We start from the raw sequence: 17,783 nt of genomic DNA, 5'->3' as shown, positions 1-17,783 counted from the left end.
TTATATGTAGAAAAAAAGCAGGTATGATGATATGGGAGTAATCAATTGAGGAAGGCTGACATTAATGAGAAAATCGGTTGATTTTGGAAAACTTTCAGTTGAAATTCAGTTCCTGCTTTTAGCAATTGACTTAATTTGTTATATTAAGATTGCATACGTTGAAAGTAATAAAAATTGTTTTTTTATAATTAGGAGGTCCTCAATGGCTATTCTAGTAACAGGGGGTGCCGGCTACATCGGCAGCCATACATGTGTGGAATTATTGAACGCTGGCAAGGAGATTATCGTTGTTGATAATTTCTCAAACAGCAAACCGGAATCATTAAAAAGGGTGAAGGAGCTTACAGGAAAGGAATTCTCCTATTACGATGTGGATTTGCTTGACCGGGAAGCCCTGGCAAAAGTATTCGCGGAAAACCAAATTGAAGCAGTTATTCATTTTGCGGGATTGAAAGCAGTAGGAGAATCAGTCTCCATGCCGCTTCATTATTATCATAATAATATTACAGGTACTTTAGTGCTTTGCCAGGTGATGCAGGAGTTTGAGGTTAAGAAGCTGGTGTTCAGCTCATCAGCTACGGTATATGGCATGCCGGAAAAAACGCCTATTTCAGAAGACTTCCCGCTCAGCACAACCAACCCATATGGCAGCACAAAATTGATGATTGAACAAATCTTAAAAGACTTGAATGTAGCGGACAATAGCTGGAGCATTGCATTGCTGCGCTATTTCAATCCAATTGGGGCACATGAAAGCGGACGGATCGGAGAGGATCCAACTGGAGTCCCTAATAATTTGATGCCGTATATAACCCAGGTTGCGATTGGAAAACTTGAGGAATTACAGATTTTCGGTAATGACTATCCAACAGTAGATGGTACTGGGGTCCGGGATTATATCCATGTCGTGGACCTGGCGGTGGGCCATTTAAAGGCGTTAGAAAAAGTCATGGAATCTAACGGAGTAGAAGCATACAATCTCGGAACTGGAAGAGGTTACAGTGTTCTTGAGATTGTCCACGCCTTTGAAAATGCTTCAGGAAACAAGGTACCGTATAAAATCGTGGACCGGCGTCCTGGTGATATTGCTGTTTGTTTTGCTGACCCTAGTAAATCCAAAGAAGAACTTGGCTGGGAAGCGGAACGAGGAATTGAAGAGATGTGCAGGGATTCGTGGAGATGGCAGCAAAGCAATCCTAAGGGATATGAAGTGTCTAAGTAAAAGAAACAGCACCCACAATGAAGCGGGTGCTGTTTTTGTATCGATTATTGCTTTTAAATCTATGCCTTCTAGCTTCGTAATACTATTGCAACAATGTTTAAGAAAAGAGCAAATATAAAAAGCTGCCTAAAAGTTTTACCCATCCAAGCATTGATATCCAAAGCGGTATACTTAACGAAATTCCCCATGATAATCCAATCGCAAAATTACCTTCGTGCTCCATGATATCACTTCCCTGGATTTTTTATTTAATATACCCACTTTTAAATGGAGAGTAACCTATCTTAATATTATTCATCTTCTACTTGTTATATCCTTTATTTTTGAAAACCAAAAAAACTACAAAATGTGTAAAAAGTATGTAGAATTTCTAGGTTTTAGGGAGAAAAATATTAAAATAGGTTTAAGTTTTTGTAAATTTATGTTAAAAATAGTAAGAACACTATATTTAGCATTGTGAATGGAGTTGTATTCATTGCGTTTATCATATAATAAACGGTTTATATTATACACTATATTATTACCTCTAATAGTAACCACTGTCTGGAGTCTAAGAACATTCTACTTTGTTCATGAATTAGAGTTAAATCCCCATAAAAAATTTATTTTATTTTCTTCTGGCGGCTTAAGTCTGGTGCTGACTAGTTTGCTAGTCTTGAGAAAATCAAAGTTTTATAGCTTTATTGCCGGTTTACTGTATTTAGCTTTAAGTATGTTGTTTTATGGAGATGTCCTTTATGAGAGATATTATGATGCCATTCTTCACATTGAGATGGCAGGTCAGGCTAATCAGCTGGGAGATGTTGCAGGATCCGTCATTAGTTTGATATATGCCAGTGATTTTATATATTGGATTGACATACCGTTTGTTTTATTCTTTTTTTACTGGTTTAACCGGAAAGTTGCCGAAGAAAGAAAATCTATGCTTTCTTCTTTGTTTATGGTAACAGGTATTGCTATGCTATTATTCACCGCTTTCTTCCCATTAAAATCGTCATTTTCGGATCAGTACATGGTATCTTTGACAGGGGTCCTGCCAGCACATATCTATTCGGAAGGTCATTCACTCTTTGCCGATACCCTTGCAGAGGAGCCTGTAAGTGTAACCTCTGCACAACTAACAGAGATAAGAAGTGAATTTGAAAAAAATCAGATGCTTCAAAAAACCTCACCCTATTATGGACAATTTAAAGATAAGAATATCATTATGGTTCAAGCAGAATCTCTGAATACTTTCCCTATTGGACTGGAGGTTGAGGGGCAGGAAATTACCCCTAATCTAAATAAGCTGATCTCAGGAAGTCATTATTACCCTAATGCTTATTTACAGATTGGGCGAGGAAATACATCGGATGCAGAATTCGTTGCCAATAATTCTTTATATCCAATGTCGCCAGAGGGAATTTACAAAGGCTTCCCTCAAAATAATTATCTGTCACTAGCCAATATATTAAAGAAAAGAGGATATCAAACTAGCGCCTCTCATGGTAACTCTCCTGAATTCTGGAATAGACAAGCAGCTTACGAAAAGCAGGGGTATGAAGAGTTTTATCATGCCAATCACCCTTCTATTAAAAAGGATGACGTGATTGGGATGGGAATATCAGATGCTAGCATGTTTTCCCAGATGATTGATGAATATAAGCAGTCAGAAAAGCCTTTTTATAGCTTTATTATTACGCTCAGTTTGCATAGGCCATTCGAGATGCCTGACCCATATGAATTTCTTTACCTCTCCGAAAAGTTGGAGGGAACCTCAACGGGGAATTATCTGCAAAGTGTTAGTTACTTTGACAAGGCTGTTGGCAAATTCATTGAAGATCTAAAGAAAGAAAACCTATGGGATAATACCATATTTGTATTATATGGGGACCATTACGGATTGCTGCCAAAGAATCAAAACGAATTAAAGGAATTGCTGGGAATTAAGTTTGGTGAAAAGGAACAATTCAATGTTCCTTTAATTATCCACCATCCTGGACAGGTTAAGGGGTTTGTGAGTACGAAGGTCACCAGCCAGATGGATATATATCCGACTATTTCTTCCTTGCTCGGGATAGATGAACCGCTGGCTCAATTTGGGAAGCCGCTGGATATCGATCAAGAAGGATTTGTAGGTTTTGCTTATGAAACAACAAGATACACCTTTTATTCTGACCGATATGATTATCATGCATCACATAAAGGCACGTTTGACTCAGGGACTTGTATAGACAACAGAACCGGCCAAAAAGCGAATATTGAAGCATGCAGGCCCGGTTATAACAAATTGATGAAGGACATAGAAACCTCTCAATTTCTTTTGGAGAATAACCTGATCAACGATATTTTTAAATAGCATAATCCCATCTAACATTCTTAACTGTTCTGTTTTTGGGGTGCAAATCAAATAAGTGACAATAAAAATGGCGTGCAAACTGACAGCAGTTTGACATGCCATTTTTGGTTTCTTGTGTATAAGAATTTTATTCGCAAACTTTATATGCTGGTAATCCTCTGCATTTCTCTTTGCATTATTTTGCGCTTTTTTCTTTCAAAATAAAGGTAATGTTATGGACCCATTGTGTAACAGGGGCAGCCAGGAACTTATCTACAGGTCTGTACAATAATATAGGTATAACGAGTGCTAATAGGGTTGTTGTCAGATAATAGTAAGGGAATTTATAGTATTCAGTTATACCTGAGTATATAGATATTTTATTTATACTTTGATACACAAAGATATGAAGGATATAGATGTTCAATGAGTAAGATCCCCAATTGGATAAATAACTTTTTTCTCCAGGATTTTGAACAGCGTATACCAATAAATAGTAGGTAGCAGACATTAAGAAAAGTACATTTAAACTAGAATGGTAGTATGACAATAAAGTTAATATCAAGATAGAACTGACTAAACCCGCTAAGGGCCACTTGAGTTTTGAAATATCTTTATTTCCTAAGTAAAAACCCATAGCTAAATAGAAAAATCCTTTTGCAAATCCTCCATACATAAATACATCGTTGAAGTTAAGAATACCAACTAAATTTGAAAAATAAAGAATAGCAGCCAAGACAAAAATCATTTCGGATTTTATAGAAAGGCGTAAACAAATAAATAAAAGAAGTGCTGAAATTATTAAAGCTGTCAAAAACCATAAATGAAATGATCCTAAAGTGCCATTGATCAAACCTTGAAATGTAAGGCCTTTCAAGAAGGAGTTGATTCCGTTCCAGAAGGCGGTGCCTAACAGTAATCTATCAGTGAAAGTGATAAGTAATTTAAATAATAAATAAAAGATAGTGAAGGAAATATAAATGGATAAAATCTTTTTTAGATAGCCTGGAAGGTAGGATACTGTCTTCCCAGAAAGAAAATAACCAGATGCCGCAAAAAAGAAAGGTACGGCAAGATCCAGCAATGGCCTGTATGAATAATAATTCGTTAGTGTAGCAAGGTTAAACTGTTGAAGCGAACCGGTGGTGTGGATTAGAACAACAGCAATAGCTGCAAAGAATTTTAGTTTATCGATTGTGTGATTGTATTTCATGCTGCCTCCAACGAATTATGCCGTCTAATTATGTCGAATATTATTTTAGCACATTCATTTAACAGGTTCACTGAGAGCTTTTTCCTAATTTTTAATCTTTTGAATTTAGTAAAAATACCTATCGAGAAATCCTTTTGGAATAAAAAAAGCCTGCAGGCCTGTCTAAAAATTAGACTGGGTCTGCAAGCATAATGCAATATTTTATTCGTTAATTCAATGGCGTAAACTTTGTTAAATCTAAAGCGTCAATATTTACATATGTGCCTGCTGAAGCGTTATTCTTTTTCCCGGTTGGGACAATCTTGATTGTGTGGTTATTATTGTCAGATGGTTTATATTCATAGACGTTCACTTTATATTTGCGGCTTGATGCATACAAATCGATCTGCTTGACTTTGATACCATCGATGTATATATCGGCGAGTCCCATGTTTGTATCCTTTAAAGCGTAAACCTTAAGTGATGTTCCACTGAAAGAGTATGCCAGACTGGCTGATGTTGAATTCGCCCGGCCAATGCTGCCTCCAGAAGCGCTGGAATAGCTTATCTTACTCCATGTTCCTGTGTATTTAAGATTTGAATCTGTATTTTCCATACGTTTTGTTGTCTGCACCGATGCTGTGAGGCTATATTGCCCAGCTCCGCTCTTTGCGGTTGGAACTATATAATATAGTCCTGTAGTTTGCGGTGTAAAAGTCACTTTCTCGGTTGAACCAGATAAGGCAGACTCTTTTAATGGAGTTGCACCATAAATCGTCGTCGTTCCGGTTTTAAAGAATTTAAGATTAAAGTCAGCTGATGATGGACCAGTAAGGACGAATTGATATGTTTTTCCCTGTTCCAATTGCTTGGACCAAACGTCATTGAGGTCCTTTGAAGCTGAATTTAAAGATCCTTTTACGGTACTTGATGATAAATTAATATGTCCCTTTGTATCGTCGTCGTAAACAAAAGTGAAGGACGTGGACATCGGTGTTTCCTGAGTATCTTTTGTATTAATCACAATGCTGTATGCATACGTTTTGCCCGGCAATGCAGTTGTATCATTGAAGCTGACAGCTGAAACTGGAGTAGTATTCAGCTTTTTATATTCAGTTTGCGTACTTTCCTTACGGTAAACATCATAGGAAGCTGCCCATGAAACAGAATTCCAGGAAACGACCGGATGTTTCTTCGTAGTGTCATAATAGACATTCAGAGAAACAGGATTACTTCTCACTATGAATCTGTCAATATTGATTCCGGCAGCACTCTTGCGGGCTGCAGCATCTGTTTTTCCTGTCCAGACAATCTTCACCTTATGCTCGCCATAGGATGAATAATCTTTTCTATAGATTCTTTCCTTTGCTTTGAAACTTGATGAATACAACGATGGTGAACTCTGTTTTACTCCATCGATATAGACATCTGCAACTCCCTGATTATAGTTTTTGAAGCCTTGCCATTCAAAACTGTACCCCACAAAAGAAAAGTTGACTTCACCTTGCGAATTAAGAACGCTTGCTGTTCCTTTTGATAAAGCAGGGTCTTCTATATAGTCCCAATTGCCCCAGTATGACAAAGCATCTGAATTATCTTCATAGGAGCCTGCAAAATTCCCAACAGAAAGCTTATATGAACCTGAGTTTTTAAATGCATAGACATCTATGAAATAAACATCTGTAGCTGGTGCTGTAAATTTAATGGATTCTTTCGATGTGTTTTCGTTCTCAGAATAACCAACCATTCCGCCCGCATTTGATATATCTGCTGCAGAGCTGTCATATAAATATAAGTCAAAGTCGGTTCCTGCCTGTCCTGTTAAGGAGATATTTAATACTTCGCCTTCTTTTAGGGCGACTGCATAGACATCATCTTTATCTGTTGTAACATTGACACTGCCATTTAGAATGTTCTTAACTAAAGGTGTGCCAGGGAAATTGTTGTCATCAAAGAAATTGAGCTTGCTTGCTTTGGCTAATTTCCCGCTATTAATAAGACCTTTTAGATTTGGCAGCTCTTTCCCTTTATGGCTTAAATAAAGCTTTGTTAATTCTGGTGACATTTTAGGATATAAGCCTGCAAATAAGGCAGCAACACCAGTAACATGCGGTGTAGCCATAGAGGTACCATTATAATAATCGTATGCTTGTTTATATGCAGAGACATACTTTAGATTCACTGTTGCTGAAGGTCCGGTTGACTGGATAAAATCAGCAAAAGGATATGGAGATTCAAAACGGTCTACTTCATATGAAAGGCCTTCGTAAATGCCGCCAGGAAGCCCTGATACATTCAGGTTTGGTCCCATGTCAGGATAAACATTCAAGCTTAACAACTCCTGTACGAAAGGAGAGGATTCCTGTCCATAAATGGCATCCTGTCCTGTCAGCAGAAGACGGCCGCCGTTAGATAGGTAGTTTGATAGCGTATCAATATCAGCAGAGGTAAGTGTTGTTCCTTCATCGGCACCTATTCCAAGCCCGTGTCCTGTGAACCAGACCACAGCATCATATAAAGACAAATCTACCCCGCTATCCATTAATGAAGAATCAAAATCCAATGACTGTACTTCATAGTTATAACCTTCAAGAAGGTTTTCATAAGTTGAAAGATAGTCCTTGAAATATTCCTGTAATTCAGGAACTGGAATTTCACTTGCAATATCATGTTCATCATCCTGGACGAGCAGGATTTTTTTAGTTTGATCTTTAGGAATATCAAGGAAGCTGAGTGCTTTATCAAATGCATCTGATCTTTGGTTCTCATTTATTTTTTCATACCCGACCCCGTCGAATACAGCCTTGAAATTCAGTTCTGTGTTATTTATTTGTGCAGAGGCGCCTAAATTTTCAACCCCAAGAGCAGAAGCTATTTCAACGTCAGGGTATTTAGGGACTGTGCTCAGAATGTTAACGCCGGGTGCTGCCACATCAACGGAGTTGAATCCGTAATTAGAAAAGTCTGCAAGATTACCCATGTTGTCTAAAGCCGCAACGGATAGTATATTTGCACTTTCAAAACTTGATGGAAAAGACTGGTACATATCATTATTCATTCCATCATTTCCGGCAGCTGCTACAAACAGGCTGTTGGAGTTATTGATTGCCTCCTCTAATAGTGGATCATATTCTCCGCCGCCCCAGCTATTGTTTGTGATTTTAATACCCATGCTTTTTGCATATTCAATTGCTAAAATGGCATCTGAGGTCGTGCCTCCCCAGGGACCTAAGAATTTAATAGGCAGTATCTTAACATTCGGGGCAACTCCAACCACCCCTTTGTTTCCTGTTCCTTCTAAAACGGCTGCAATGGTACCTGATACATGAGTTCCATGTTCGTCTCCATCAAGAGGATCGTACACAGTATTGTCATTATTGACGAAGTCCCATCCATGGACATCGTCCACATAGCCATTCTTGTCATTATCAATTCCGTCGGATGCCATAGCTCCAGCTTCACCAGGATTGGTCCATATAATATCTTTCAAATCTGGGTGGCTGATATCTACTCCTGTGTCAATTACCCCAACCACTACCTGTGATAGCTTACCAGCATAACTGGTCCTTGCTTCTTTCGCATCTACATCAATATCTGCAATACCTGGGATATTTTTAATTGCCTGGCCAGTGTTATGAATACCCCAAAGCTGATCATAATAATTTGGTGCATCATTGATCTCGCTTGCATAGTACTTATAGTTTGGCTGGACAGATTCTATTGTGGGATCCTTTTTTAACTCTTTGATTACAGTTGATGCTGATTTGCCCTTTGGAATTTTTACAACTTCAGCATTTACTGATCTCAGTGTCTTGGATGAATGTAAAGAAAACTTTTTGTGAAGGGTTTGTATTTTACTAGAATCAGTTTTTGCTTTGTATTTGATAATTAATTCATTTGTAGCAGTTTTTTCTTTATGGCCATCTTTATTATTCGCTTTGTTCTTTAGTTTTGTTTCTAAAGGATTTTCTGCTTTCTTTTTCAGTGAAACAGGACTTCCGTTCTTCTTGTCAGCTTGTACCTGACTTTTCTTTACTTTTTCCTTGAATTTGGTTTTGCTGATCTGTGAAACTTTATTTCCTTTTGCAGAAGATATAGCAGAAGCTGGATATGGAAGTATACTTCCCATCACTAATAATAAAACTAAAGTTAATGATAGAATTCTAGTTTTTTTCATCTTCTTTTCCCCTAATAAGATATTTTTCTACCGGACATGACAAAAAGCCTGAATATCCCTCCCTTTATTTTCCTAAAAATAGTATAAATGGGTTAATTTCTTTAAGATACAAATACTTTTAGACAAAATCCGCTATTTTTTTCTAAAATATAAAAAACCAATTGATTAGCAACTGGTTTTTTAAACGGTTATTTACTAAGCGAAGATAGGACGTTACTGCCAACTGAACCTGTTCCACCTAAAATAATGTAAGTTTGGATCTTGCGTTTTGCCAAAGTGTCTGAAACTGAACCTGGCAGTGTATCCTTTCCAGTAAGCAGGATGGTGGCATTTTCCTTTGTGATTAATACGGATCCGGTTAATGCATCTGCAAAAGTTGTTCCTGTGGCAAAGTAGAGTTTTCCTGTATCGGCGAAATACTTATTAAATATATTCAATGCGACCTCGTACCGATCTTTCCCGCCAATACGAACTGGTTTCGGCAGCTTATAGGAGACATTTCTGCTCACACTTGCCTCTCCGCCCACAATGATTGTATTTTGGACATTCTTCTTTTGGATTACCTCTAAAGTTTCCCTAGAAGCAGCTTCTGGACGAGTGAGCAATATAGGAAATCCATTTTTTGCAGCAAATGGTGCGATGGCCAACGCATCAGGATAATTCAAGCCGTTAGCTACTATGGCGGTCTGATAAGTTCCTAATTCCAATGCAATGTTCTTTGAAACTTCAAATCTGTTTTGTCCGCCAATCCTTCTTACGTTTTTTCCCATACCCCTCAATTCTTTCGCAATCGAGTCATTAAGACTTCCGCTCCCGCCTATCAACACAATGTTCTTAGCCTTTAATCTTGTGATCTCCTGTTTAGTTACTGGATTTAGGCTGCCAGCTTGAGTCAAAAGGATAGGTGAATTGTATTTGTATGCTAACGGTGCTGCTGATAAAGCATCCGCGAAAGCATTATAATTGCTGATAAATACAGTATCAGCTGAATCCCAGCCTTTCTGGGAAATGTTAGCGGAAACCTCGAAGCGGTCTTTACCTGATAGCCTCTCCGGAGTGAGTGGTGTTTGGACTAACCCCAATCCATACCAGGAATCTTTTCCAGAAGCCCCTAGATCCAGAGCATTCCTTCCCAGCTTTTCACGCAGCGCAGAGGCAGATAAATCAGGGTACATTTCTTTCAATAATGCAAGGCTTCCTGTTACAAATGCGGTAGCCATGGAGGTTCCGGAATAGCTGACATATTTGTTATCCAAATGTGTACTTACAATTCCCACTCCCGGTGCAGAAAACTCAATAGCATTTCCCGTTGCGGAGAAGCTCCCTCTAACTTTATTTTGATCAACTGCAGACACGGCAATTACAGCAGGGTATTTAGCAGGGTACGCAACATTATCTCCATTGCCAGTACTCGTTCCTTCGTTTCCTCCCGCGGCGACAATCAACATTCCGCTTTTATAAGCTTTATTCAGAGCTCTTTCCAGTACATAAGAAGGTTCCATGGAGCCAAGGCTTAAATTTAAAACATCCATATTATTAGTAATTGCCCAATCGATTGCAGCGATCATATCGGACAGATAGCCTTGCCCATTTCTGTCTAAAACCTTCAGTGCATATACCCTGGCGTCTGGCGCAACTCCTACGATGCCTAATCCGTTGTTCTGTGCCCCTACTATCCCGGCAACGTGGGTTCCATGCCCAGAATCATCTTTATAAGAAGCAGTATAGGACACAAACGATTTGCCGCCTGCTATTTTTAAATCTTCATGTGGAGAAATACCGCTGTCCATTATTGCAACCTTTACATTCTTGCCTGTGTAATGACTGTTCCAGGCTTTTTGGGTTTGAATGGCTTTTACTCCCCACTCAACCATTTGGCCGCTTTTTTCGACTCTCTGCTCATCTTCAATTAATAAAATTTGTGAGTTTGACTGTAGTGATAATATTTTTGCTTCATTAATATTTATTTTTACAGCGGGAATATTCTTATACTCCTCGATAATGACTCCCTCGTATGACTCAATTAAATGCCGGTTAACTGCATCCCTGAAAAGAACAATTTTCTCAGTTGTTTCCTTACCTAACGCCTGTTGGGGAGTGACCAGGAGAAAAAGAGTAAAAGTTGTCAAAAACGTGAGTGATATTAGCTTAATCTTCATTATGTTTCTCCTTTGATAGTAATCCTGTGCAGAGGGAAATTTTTTTAAAAATTAGTCACTATTTTAATCGGCTAAATCGTCTAAAAGTTAATTGGAATTAAATTGTTAATTTCAATTAAGGCTAAGGAAGAAGGTCCGATAATAGAAAAGGAGATATATAGAGAATAATATTTGGGGGAAGTTTTAGGATGAGGATGAAACTGTTGTTTATTATTTTGGTGTTTTTTGTACTCGGAAGTACAAAGCACGCAGCGGCGGAAGGTAACGTTTCAAGGTTAAGTGGAAATGACCGTTTTGATGTAGCTATTGAGGTTGCCGTAAAAGGGTGGCCTGGCGGCAGCGAGAAGGTATATATAACAAACTACAAAGCATTTGCAGATGCCCTTGCGGTAACGCCGTTAGCTTATAAGGATAATGCGCCTGTTCTATTGACACAGGCAGATATTCTGACAGATAAGACGAAAAAAGAGCTGAGTAGATTGAACCCAAAACAAGCGATCCTTGTTGGAGGGCCAGCAAGTATTTCTAATAGCATTAAGACTGAACTTGAGAAAATGGGGATAGCTGCATCAAGAATAAGCGGGAAAGACAGATTTGAGGTAGCCTCCAATATTTCAAGATCATTAGGGCCTTCTGATACTGCCATTATCGCTAATGGTTTGAAATTCCCAGACGCCTTATCGATTGCACCTTATGCAGCAAGAAGCGGCTATCCGATTCTTTTGACTGGAAAGGACCGTCTTCCGGATATAACAAAAAAGGCATTGGAGGGACGGACAAAGGTAATTGTTGTAGGAGGAGAGGGCAGTGTAGGGCCGACGGTATTTAACAGCTTGCCAGGCAGAAAACGAATAAGCGGAAAAGACAGATTTGAAGTGTCCGCAAACGTGATAAAGGATTTAAATTTAAATACTAACAGGTTCTTTATTTCCACCGGGTTAACTTTTGCTGATGCTTTAACCGGGTCAGTGCTTGCGGCGAAACAGGAAGCTCCTATGCTTCTTACAATGCCATCATATGTGCCGGCTCCCATAAAAAAAATATTGCTTCCGGGTAATGCGGAATCTATCACAGTTCTTGGGGGGACAGCATCTGTACAGCAATCGGTTGCCGGGAACTTATATCCTATAGAAAATACCCATTCAATTGAAGGGTACTCGAATAAATTAAGTTATTATCCAGGTGAGACCATAGAATTAAAGATTCATTCTCCCCAGGCGAATTTTTCAATAGATTTTATGAGATATGGTAAAGAGGAAAAAATAGTTTCCAGCATAAATAATATTAAAGGTACCGTTCAAAATTATTTCAATGATGCCTATAAAGAGGGGGCACTTTGGGATACTGCTTATAAGTTCACGATACCGTCCAGTTGGAATACTGGTATGTATGCGGCAAAGGTATACGATGGCGCAAATAGCTTTTTTATAACTTTCATTGTAAAGGAAAAAACGCCTGCCTTTACGGATATCGGAGTATTGGCATCGACAAATACCTGGCAGGCATACAACAGCTGGGGCGGTAAGAGTTTGTACAGCTACAGTATTGTGAATGGAGCAAGAAAATATAATGAATTTGTCAGTTTTGACAGACCTAACCCCGGTGCAGATCCATCCGGGAATATAGGACACCTCGCTAACGGTGAAAAGCATATAATAGGCTGGCTGGAGAGGAATAAACATTCATACAGTATGTTTACCGAAAGGGACTTTAACGATAATCCAGCCATTATCCGTAAATTCAAAACTATTATCATTAGCACCCACAGTGAATATTGGTCAACTCGAATGTATGACGGACTTCAAAACCACCTGAAAAATGGAGGCAATGTACTATATCTATCAGGAAACGGAATCTATTGGAGAGCTGCTCTAATGGGTGATCAGATTGAAGTAAGAAAAGATGGCGGCACACACTCATTTACAGGTGAGCGCGGAGGCTTGTTTTATCAAACTGGAAAGCCTGAAACAGCACTAATAGGAGTTGGCTACAGATCAACAGGGTTTTCTGTACCTGCTCCATATAAGGTGAGCAATGCAGGCCACTGGATTTTTACCGGCACAGGCATTAAAAATGGAGACCTAATCGGTACACAGGGTCTAAACAAAATAAACAATTCAACAGGAGGGGCATCCGGCTGGGAAACTGACCAGGCGGACAGATATACGCCAAAGAATGCTATCATACTCGCAAAAGGAACTAATACAATCGGTGCAGGGGCACATATGGTTTATTATGATCATCCTGGGGGAGGCGGTGTGTTTTCTACAGGTTCTATTACTTTTGGGGGTAGCCTGGCGGTGGACGCTAAGCTTACTCGGATTGTGAATAATGTTTTGGGTGAATTTAAATAGAATAAGACTTTAAATGATTATAAGATATTACTTATATTAAATAGAAGAAAGAGTGTTCAAAAGGTTAATGAGGACACTCTTTTTTTTTATTTTCAATAATATAATTCATTTCTCATTTAATAGGTAAAATTTGTAACTTAAGATTGTAAAAATCCAATATTTTCTATATTATTATGTTAATATGATAGAATATTAGGGGAGATTTTTTATGTTTAAAAAGATTATAAATCTTGTTTTAATCAGTAGTTTAGCTTTATTAATTACAACACCCTTAGGGGTCAGTGCAACATCAAGTGTAAATGATGTGTACAAAAATAAGAAAAAAACTTCAGAGCATTTTACTTCCTTCATTAAAATAGAAAATATAAACCAAAATTACAAAAATCTTTTTTCTAACACATCTGAAAATGTTAATAAAGAATTATATAAAAAAGATGAAATCATTGTTAAATATAAGTCTGTTAAAGATTTTAATAAACTAGGAACGGTAGAAAAACAACTGGGATTAAAGGTAGAAAAAAATTTTAAAACCACAGGTGCTAAACTAATAAAAGTTCCAGAAGGCAAAAGTATTGATGAAACAATAAAAAAGTTAAAAGAAACTAATCTTGTTGAATATGCAGAACCAAATTACAAGCGTTATATCAATTCAGTTGAAGATCCGTTGTATTCAGAACTATGGGGACTAAAGAACTTTGGTCAGTCCGTCCAAGGGTATATAGGAAAAAGCGGAATTGATATAAAAGCAGAAAATGCATGGACTAAAACTAAAGGGAGTTCCAATAAGGTCATTGCAGTTCTTGATTCTGGAATTGATATCAACCATCCGGATTTAAAGAATAACATATGGAAAAACACAGGGGAGATTCCGGGGGATGGGATTGATAATGATAAGAATGGCTATATTGATGATGTGAATGGCTGGGATTTTTACTGGGGAAATAAGACTGTATTTGATGACCCTGATGAGGATAGCCACGGAACACACGTCAGTGGTACTATTGCGGCTTCAGCCAATTCCATTGGTGTAATAGGAGTAGCGCCAAACGTGAAGATTATGCCTCTTAAAATAATGGGTAACTCAGGCGGATATGATTCGGATGCTATATTAGCAATTGATTATGCTAAATCAAAAGGAATTAAAATTGTCAACATGTCATGGGGTGGACCTGGCTTTAGTAATGCACTATATGATGCCATGAAATCCTCAAATATCCTTTTTATTGCAGCTGCAGGCAATAATGGCGTGAATAATGATTATTCAAGTCAAGCTAGTTTTCCTGCCAGTTTCGATCTTCCAAATATTGTTTCAGTCGCTGCACTTAATAATACAGGTAATCTGGCGAATTTTTCTGCGTACGGCCCCAAGACAGTAGATGTTGCAGCACCAGGGACGGCCATTTTGAGCACTCTGCCAAAATCATATTATCAATCCGATTATAGCAAAGCGTATGCCTACGGTGATGGAACTTCAATGGCTGCTCCGCATGTAACAGGTTTAGCTGCACTTATATCTAGTGCAAATCCCGGGTATACTGTCAGTCAGATCAAAAGATCCATTATAGAATCTGTCGACCCACTTTCTTCATTAACAGGGAAAATTTTTTCTGGAGGGTTGGTGAATGCAGGAAGGGCTATAAATTATTCGTTGGACAATGATATCCCGGGAGTTGCATTAAATGGGACTCAGGTAGCAGGGAGCGTTGATTCAGCTACAGATAAGGACGATGTTTATTCTATTAAACTATTAAAAGGTGAGAGAGTTACAATTAATCTATCGGGAGATAAAGGAACCGATTTTGATTTATATCTATACAACGGATCCGCTTCAACCGTAAGTTCAAACTCGGGTATAGTTGCCTATTCAGAAAAAAACGGTTCATCATCAGAATCAATAACTTTTAGAGCGCCTGCAGCAGGTACATATTTTATTGATATTTATGCGTTCGAAGGTAAAGGAGCTTATAAATTGAATGCCAGGTTCGGAGCCCCTTCGGCGGTATATGAAAATACTGCTGGGGAGTTTGTTTATACTGGAAGCTGGAATAGAAATGAAAACAGTAATTCCTCCGCTGGCTCTTATCATTCAACGAACAAAAGCGGTTCACAAATGGTATTCGTTTTCAATGGAACCGGCATTCGGCTTTCTGCTTTAAAAGACTCTGTTCAAGGAATTGCAAAAGTAACTATTGATGGAACATCTTCGCTTATTAATCTATATTCTAGCAGTAAAGAATATAATACTGTTATTTATGAAAAGACAGGCCTTTATAATGGCCGACACACATTAAAAATCGAATGGACAGGGCAAACTGGAAGCAAAACAAGCCGGACAGCGACTTCAATTAATCTAGATACTATAACAGTGTTAGGTGGATTATCTTCTTATATAATTGAAGATAACAACAACACTATTACCAAGTCGGGAACATGGGGAACAAGCAAAAGTTCATCTTATTCAGGTGGTTCAGCCATTTACAGTAGTACAAAGGGAAGAACGGCAGAAGTTTCGTTTACAGGTAATGGAATTAGGTTATTGGCAACAAGAGCTGCAAACAGGGGCTTATTTGATGTGTATATTGACGGAAAGTTTGAAAAATCGATCAACACTTACTCATCAGGTACAATTCACAAAGCTGTGGTGTTTGAAAAAAATGGACTTCCATCTGGCTCCCATAAAATCAAACTCGTCATCAGAGGAGAACATTCTGCTAGTTCTTCCGGTAACTATGTTTATCTAGATGCTTTTATTGTGTCATCGTCCAAGCAAATTACTGTACAGGAAAACAAGGTTGTTCGCAAAGGGGAGTGGATAAATCATCAGCTTTCAAAGTATAGCGGTGAGTCATCTATTTTTTCCTCATCAGCTGGACATACAGCAGAGCTAACTTTTACAGGCCGTTCTGTGAAAGTACTTGGATCAAAATACACCAATCGTGGAACAGCTGATATTTATATAGACGGAAAATATATCAAAACAATAAATACTTATTCATCTATTCCCGTTTACAAGGCAGTCCTATTCGAAACTAATAATCTTACATCAGGCAATCACAAGATAAAGATTATCATAAAAGGCCAAAAATCTTCTGTCTCAACTGGCACCAAGGTATTTTTGGATGCAGTCCTTATCAGCTAATTTTAAAAGAAAGCCCTTCTCATTTAGAGAGGGGCTTTATCAAACTCATATAGCTCACCTTGCAATATACCATCATTGTACAAAAAAATTACAGCATCGAAGGTGTCTAAATCTAAAATGTCTTTTAAGCTCTGTTTCTTATTATATCTAATATCAACTACAGTCGATTTGCGGAAATGTTGGGCTATGTCGAATGTTATAGGGCTACCATAAGAATCCTTAACAATTAGCACATTCCCCTTTTCAACTTTTGGATTGGAGATGTTTATTTTTCTTATATCATCTGTGAAAACATGGCCATAAATCAATTTAGAGTTCTTTTCAATCCCAGCCGCGTATACTTTATCATATGCTGATTTCTTTCCATTTACATATACTTTATATTCACTATATTTGTTATCTACGGGAACTTTAATACAAGGTTTATCAACTCTTAAATCCACAATATCGTAAACTTGTCTGTTGTAGCTTCCTTCAAACTTCTTATTACTGCATTTTAGTTCATATTTATTTTCAATATCGGTATAAACTGAAGAGTGCTTTAATGTTTCTTTAATAATCTGATAACCACTATATGCCCCTTCTGCATTCCAATGATGATCAGTTTTGAAATATAGATCATTAATCTCTTCCTGAGTATATTTATTTTTAAATTTTTCACTGATATCCACTATTTTCATGTTGTTAGCAGATAAGTTACTATAAAAGTAATCTTTCTTTTCTTTGTTCTTCCCTATTTCAACAAAGGAGGGCATTTTAACTACAACATTAGTTGTTTTATGAGGTAAACCAAAGAAGTAAACTTCTGCTCCTTTACTGGAGGCATAACCTGCAAACTTATTTAAGTTTACACTTGCTTGCTTAATTTCTTTTTCATTAAATCGTTTAAGGGGCTCGGGTAAAATCGTTCCATCTTCAGCTATATAATAACCGTTTAAAAATGTCTTTCCTGAGAGCTGTTGCAATTTTAGATATGTTTTCAACCAAAGGTTTCGACCTGGGAACTGGTCTGTAAAATAATCCTCGTACTGCTTTACAAACTCTCCGTTTGCTATTCCTTTTAAAGTCATTTCTGGCTTTTGCTGTAGTGATCGATACTCTACAAAAGAAACTTCCTGGTCAGGAGATAGATATAAATATCCTCCTATAAGAAAAAGAAACAGTATAAACAATACAGGCAGGAGTGTGGTTTCAATTATTCTCATATTCACGTCGATCAACTC

At 37.8% G+C, this 17,783-nt stretch carries 8 protein-coding genes; 4 read left to right on the top strand and 4 right to left on the bottom strand.

From position 1 onward, the window contains the following. Positions 1-202: 202 nt before the first annotated feature. Together galE and QNH36_RS21930 are read left to right on the top strand one after the other, a co-directional pair. Positions 203-1,222, top strand: coding sequence for a UDP-glucose 4-epimerase GalE (gene galE / locus QNH36_RS21935; RefSeq protein ID WP_144478143.1), 1,020 nt, complete (start codon positions 203-205; stop codon positions 1,220-1,222). A gap of 475 nt (positions 1,223-1,697) precedes the next feature. Continuing rightward, the gene (locus QNH36_RS21930; RefSeq protein WP_186326782.1) at positions 1,698-3,560 is read left to right on the top strand and encodes an LTA synthase family protein; all 1,863 of its coding nucleotides are present in this window, start codon (positions 1,698-1,700) and stop codon (positions 3,558-3,560) included. A 175-nt stretch (positions 3,561-3,735) separates the two neighbouring features. On the opposite strand, the gene QNH36_RS21925 is transcribed toward QNH36_RS21930, so the two are convergent. From QNH36_RS21925 to QNH36_RS21915, 3 genes are all read right to left on the bottom strand, one after another. After that, positions 3,736-4,752 carry an acyltransferase family protein gene (locus QNH36_RS21925; RefSeq protein ID WP_283904229.1) on the bottom strand — a complete coding sequence of 339 codons (1,017 nt, stop codon included), beginning with the start codon at positions 4,750-4,752 and terminating at the stop codon, positions 3,736-3,738. Positions 4,753-4,960: 208 nt separating this feature from the next. Further along, positions 4,961-8,908 (bottom strand): S8 family serine peptidase, encoded by a 3,948-nt coding sequence (locus QNH36_RS21920; RefSeq protein ID WP_283904228.1) that lies wholly within the window; start codon positions 8,906-8,908, stop codon positions 4,961-4,963. 188 nt (positions 8,909-9,096) lie between these two features. Further along, positions 9,097-11,067: a S8 family serine peptidase gene (locus tag QNH36_RS21915; protein WP_283904227.1), complete on the bottom strand. Its 1,971-nt coding sequence runs from the start codon at positions 11,065-11,067 to the stop codon at positions 9,097-9,099. Between the two features lie 188 nt (positions 11,068-11,255). Here QNH36_RS21915 and QNH36_RS21910 point away from each other — a divergent pair, with 188 nt between their 5' ends. Then, positions 11,256-13,421, top strand: coding sequence for a N,N-dimethylformamidase beta subunit family domain-containing protein (locus QNH36_RS21910; RefSeq protein WP_283904226.1), 2,166 nt, complete (start codon positions 11,256-11,258; stop codon positions 13,419-13,421). Positions 13,422-13,629: 208 nt separating this feature from the next. Further along, positions 13,630-16,560 (top strand): S8 family serine peptidase, encoded by a 2,931-nt coding sequence (locus QNH36_RS21905; protein WP_283904225.1) that lies wholly within the window; start codon positions 13,630-13,632, stop codon positions 16,558-16,560. A gap of 23 nt (positions 16,561-16,583) precedes the next feature. Here the strand turns inward: QNH36_RS21905 and QNH36_RS21900 are convergent, their stop codons facing one another. Next, on the bottom strand, positions 16,584-17,765 hold the full coding sequence (locus QNH36_RS21900) for an alginate O-acetyltransferase AlgX-related protein (RefSeq protein ID WP_283905452.1): 1,182 nt from the start codon (positions 17,763-17,765) through the stop codon (positions 16,584-16,586). Positions 17,766-17,783: the final 18 nt, after the last annotated feature.

Origin of the sequence: Mesobacillus sp. AQ2, from assembly GCF_030122805.1 — a bacterium.
GTDB classification, from domain to species: Bacteria; Bacillota; Bacilli; order Bacillales; family Cytobacillaceae; genus Mesobacillus; species Mesobacillus oceanisediminis_A.
The sequence above is the reverse complement of the archived record's forward strand: the minus strand, read 5'-3'. Positions and strand labels throughout refer to the sequence as shown.

What these genes read in the sequence shown, in the direction of transcription:
- QNH36_RS21905 (WP_283904225.1), top strand. Translation starts at nt 13,630, where the DNA reads ATGTTTAAAAAGATTATAAATCTTGTTTTAATCAGTAGTTTAGCTTTA.
- QNH36_RS21925 (WP_283904229.1), bottom strand. Translation starts at nt 4,752, where the DNA reads ATGAAATACAATCACACAATCGATAAACTAAAATTCTTTGCAGCTATT.
- QNH36_RS21910 (WP_283904226.1), top strand. Translation starts at nt 11,256, where the DNA reads ATGAGGATGAAACTGTTGTTTATTATTTTGGTGTTTTTTGTACTCGGA.
- QNH36_RS21915 (WP_283904227.1), bottom strand. Translation starts at nt 11,067, where the DNA reads ATGAAGATTAAGCTAATATCACTCACGTTTTTGACAACTTTTACTCTT.
- QNH36_RS21920 (WP_283904228.1), bottom strand. Translation starts at nt 8,908, where the DNA reads ATGAAAAAAACTAGAATTCTATCATTAACTTTAGTTTTATTATTAGTG.
- QNH36_RS21900 (WP_283905452.1), bottom strand. Translation starts at nt 17,765, where the DNA reads ATGAGAATAATTGAAACCACACTCCTGCCTGTATTGTTTATACTGTTT.
- galE (WP_144478143.1), top strand. Translation starts at nt 203, where the DNA reads ATGGCTATTCTAGTAACAGGGGGTGCCGGCTACATCGGCAGCCATACA.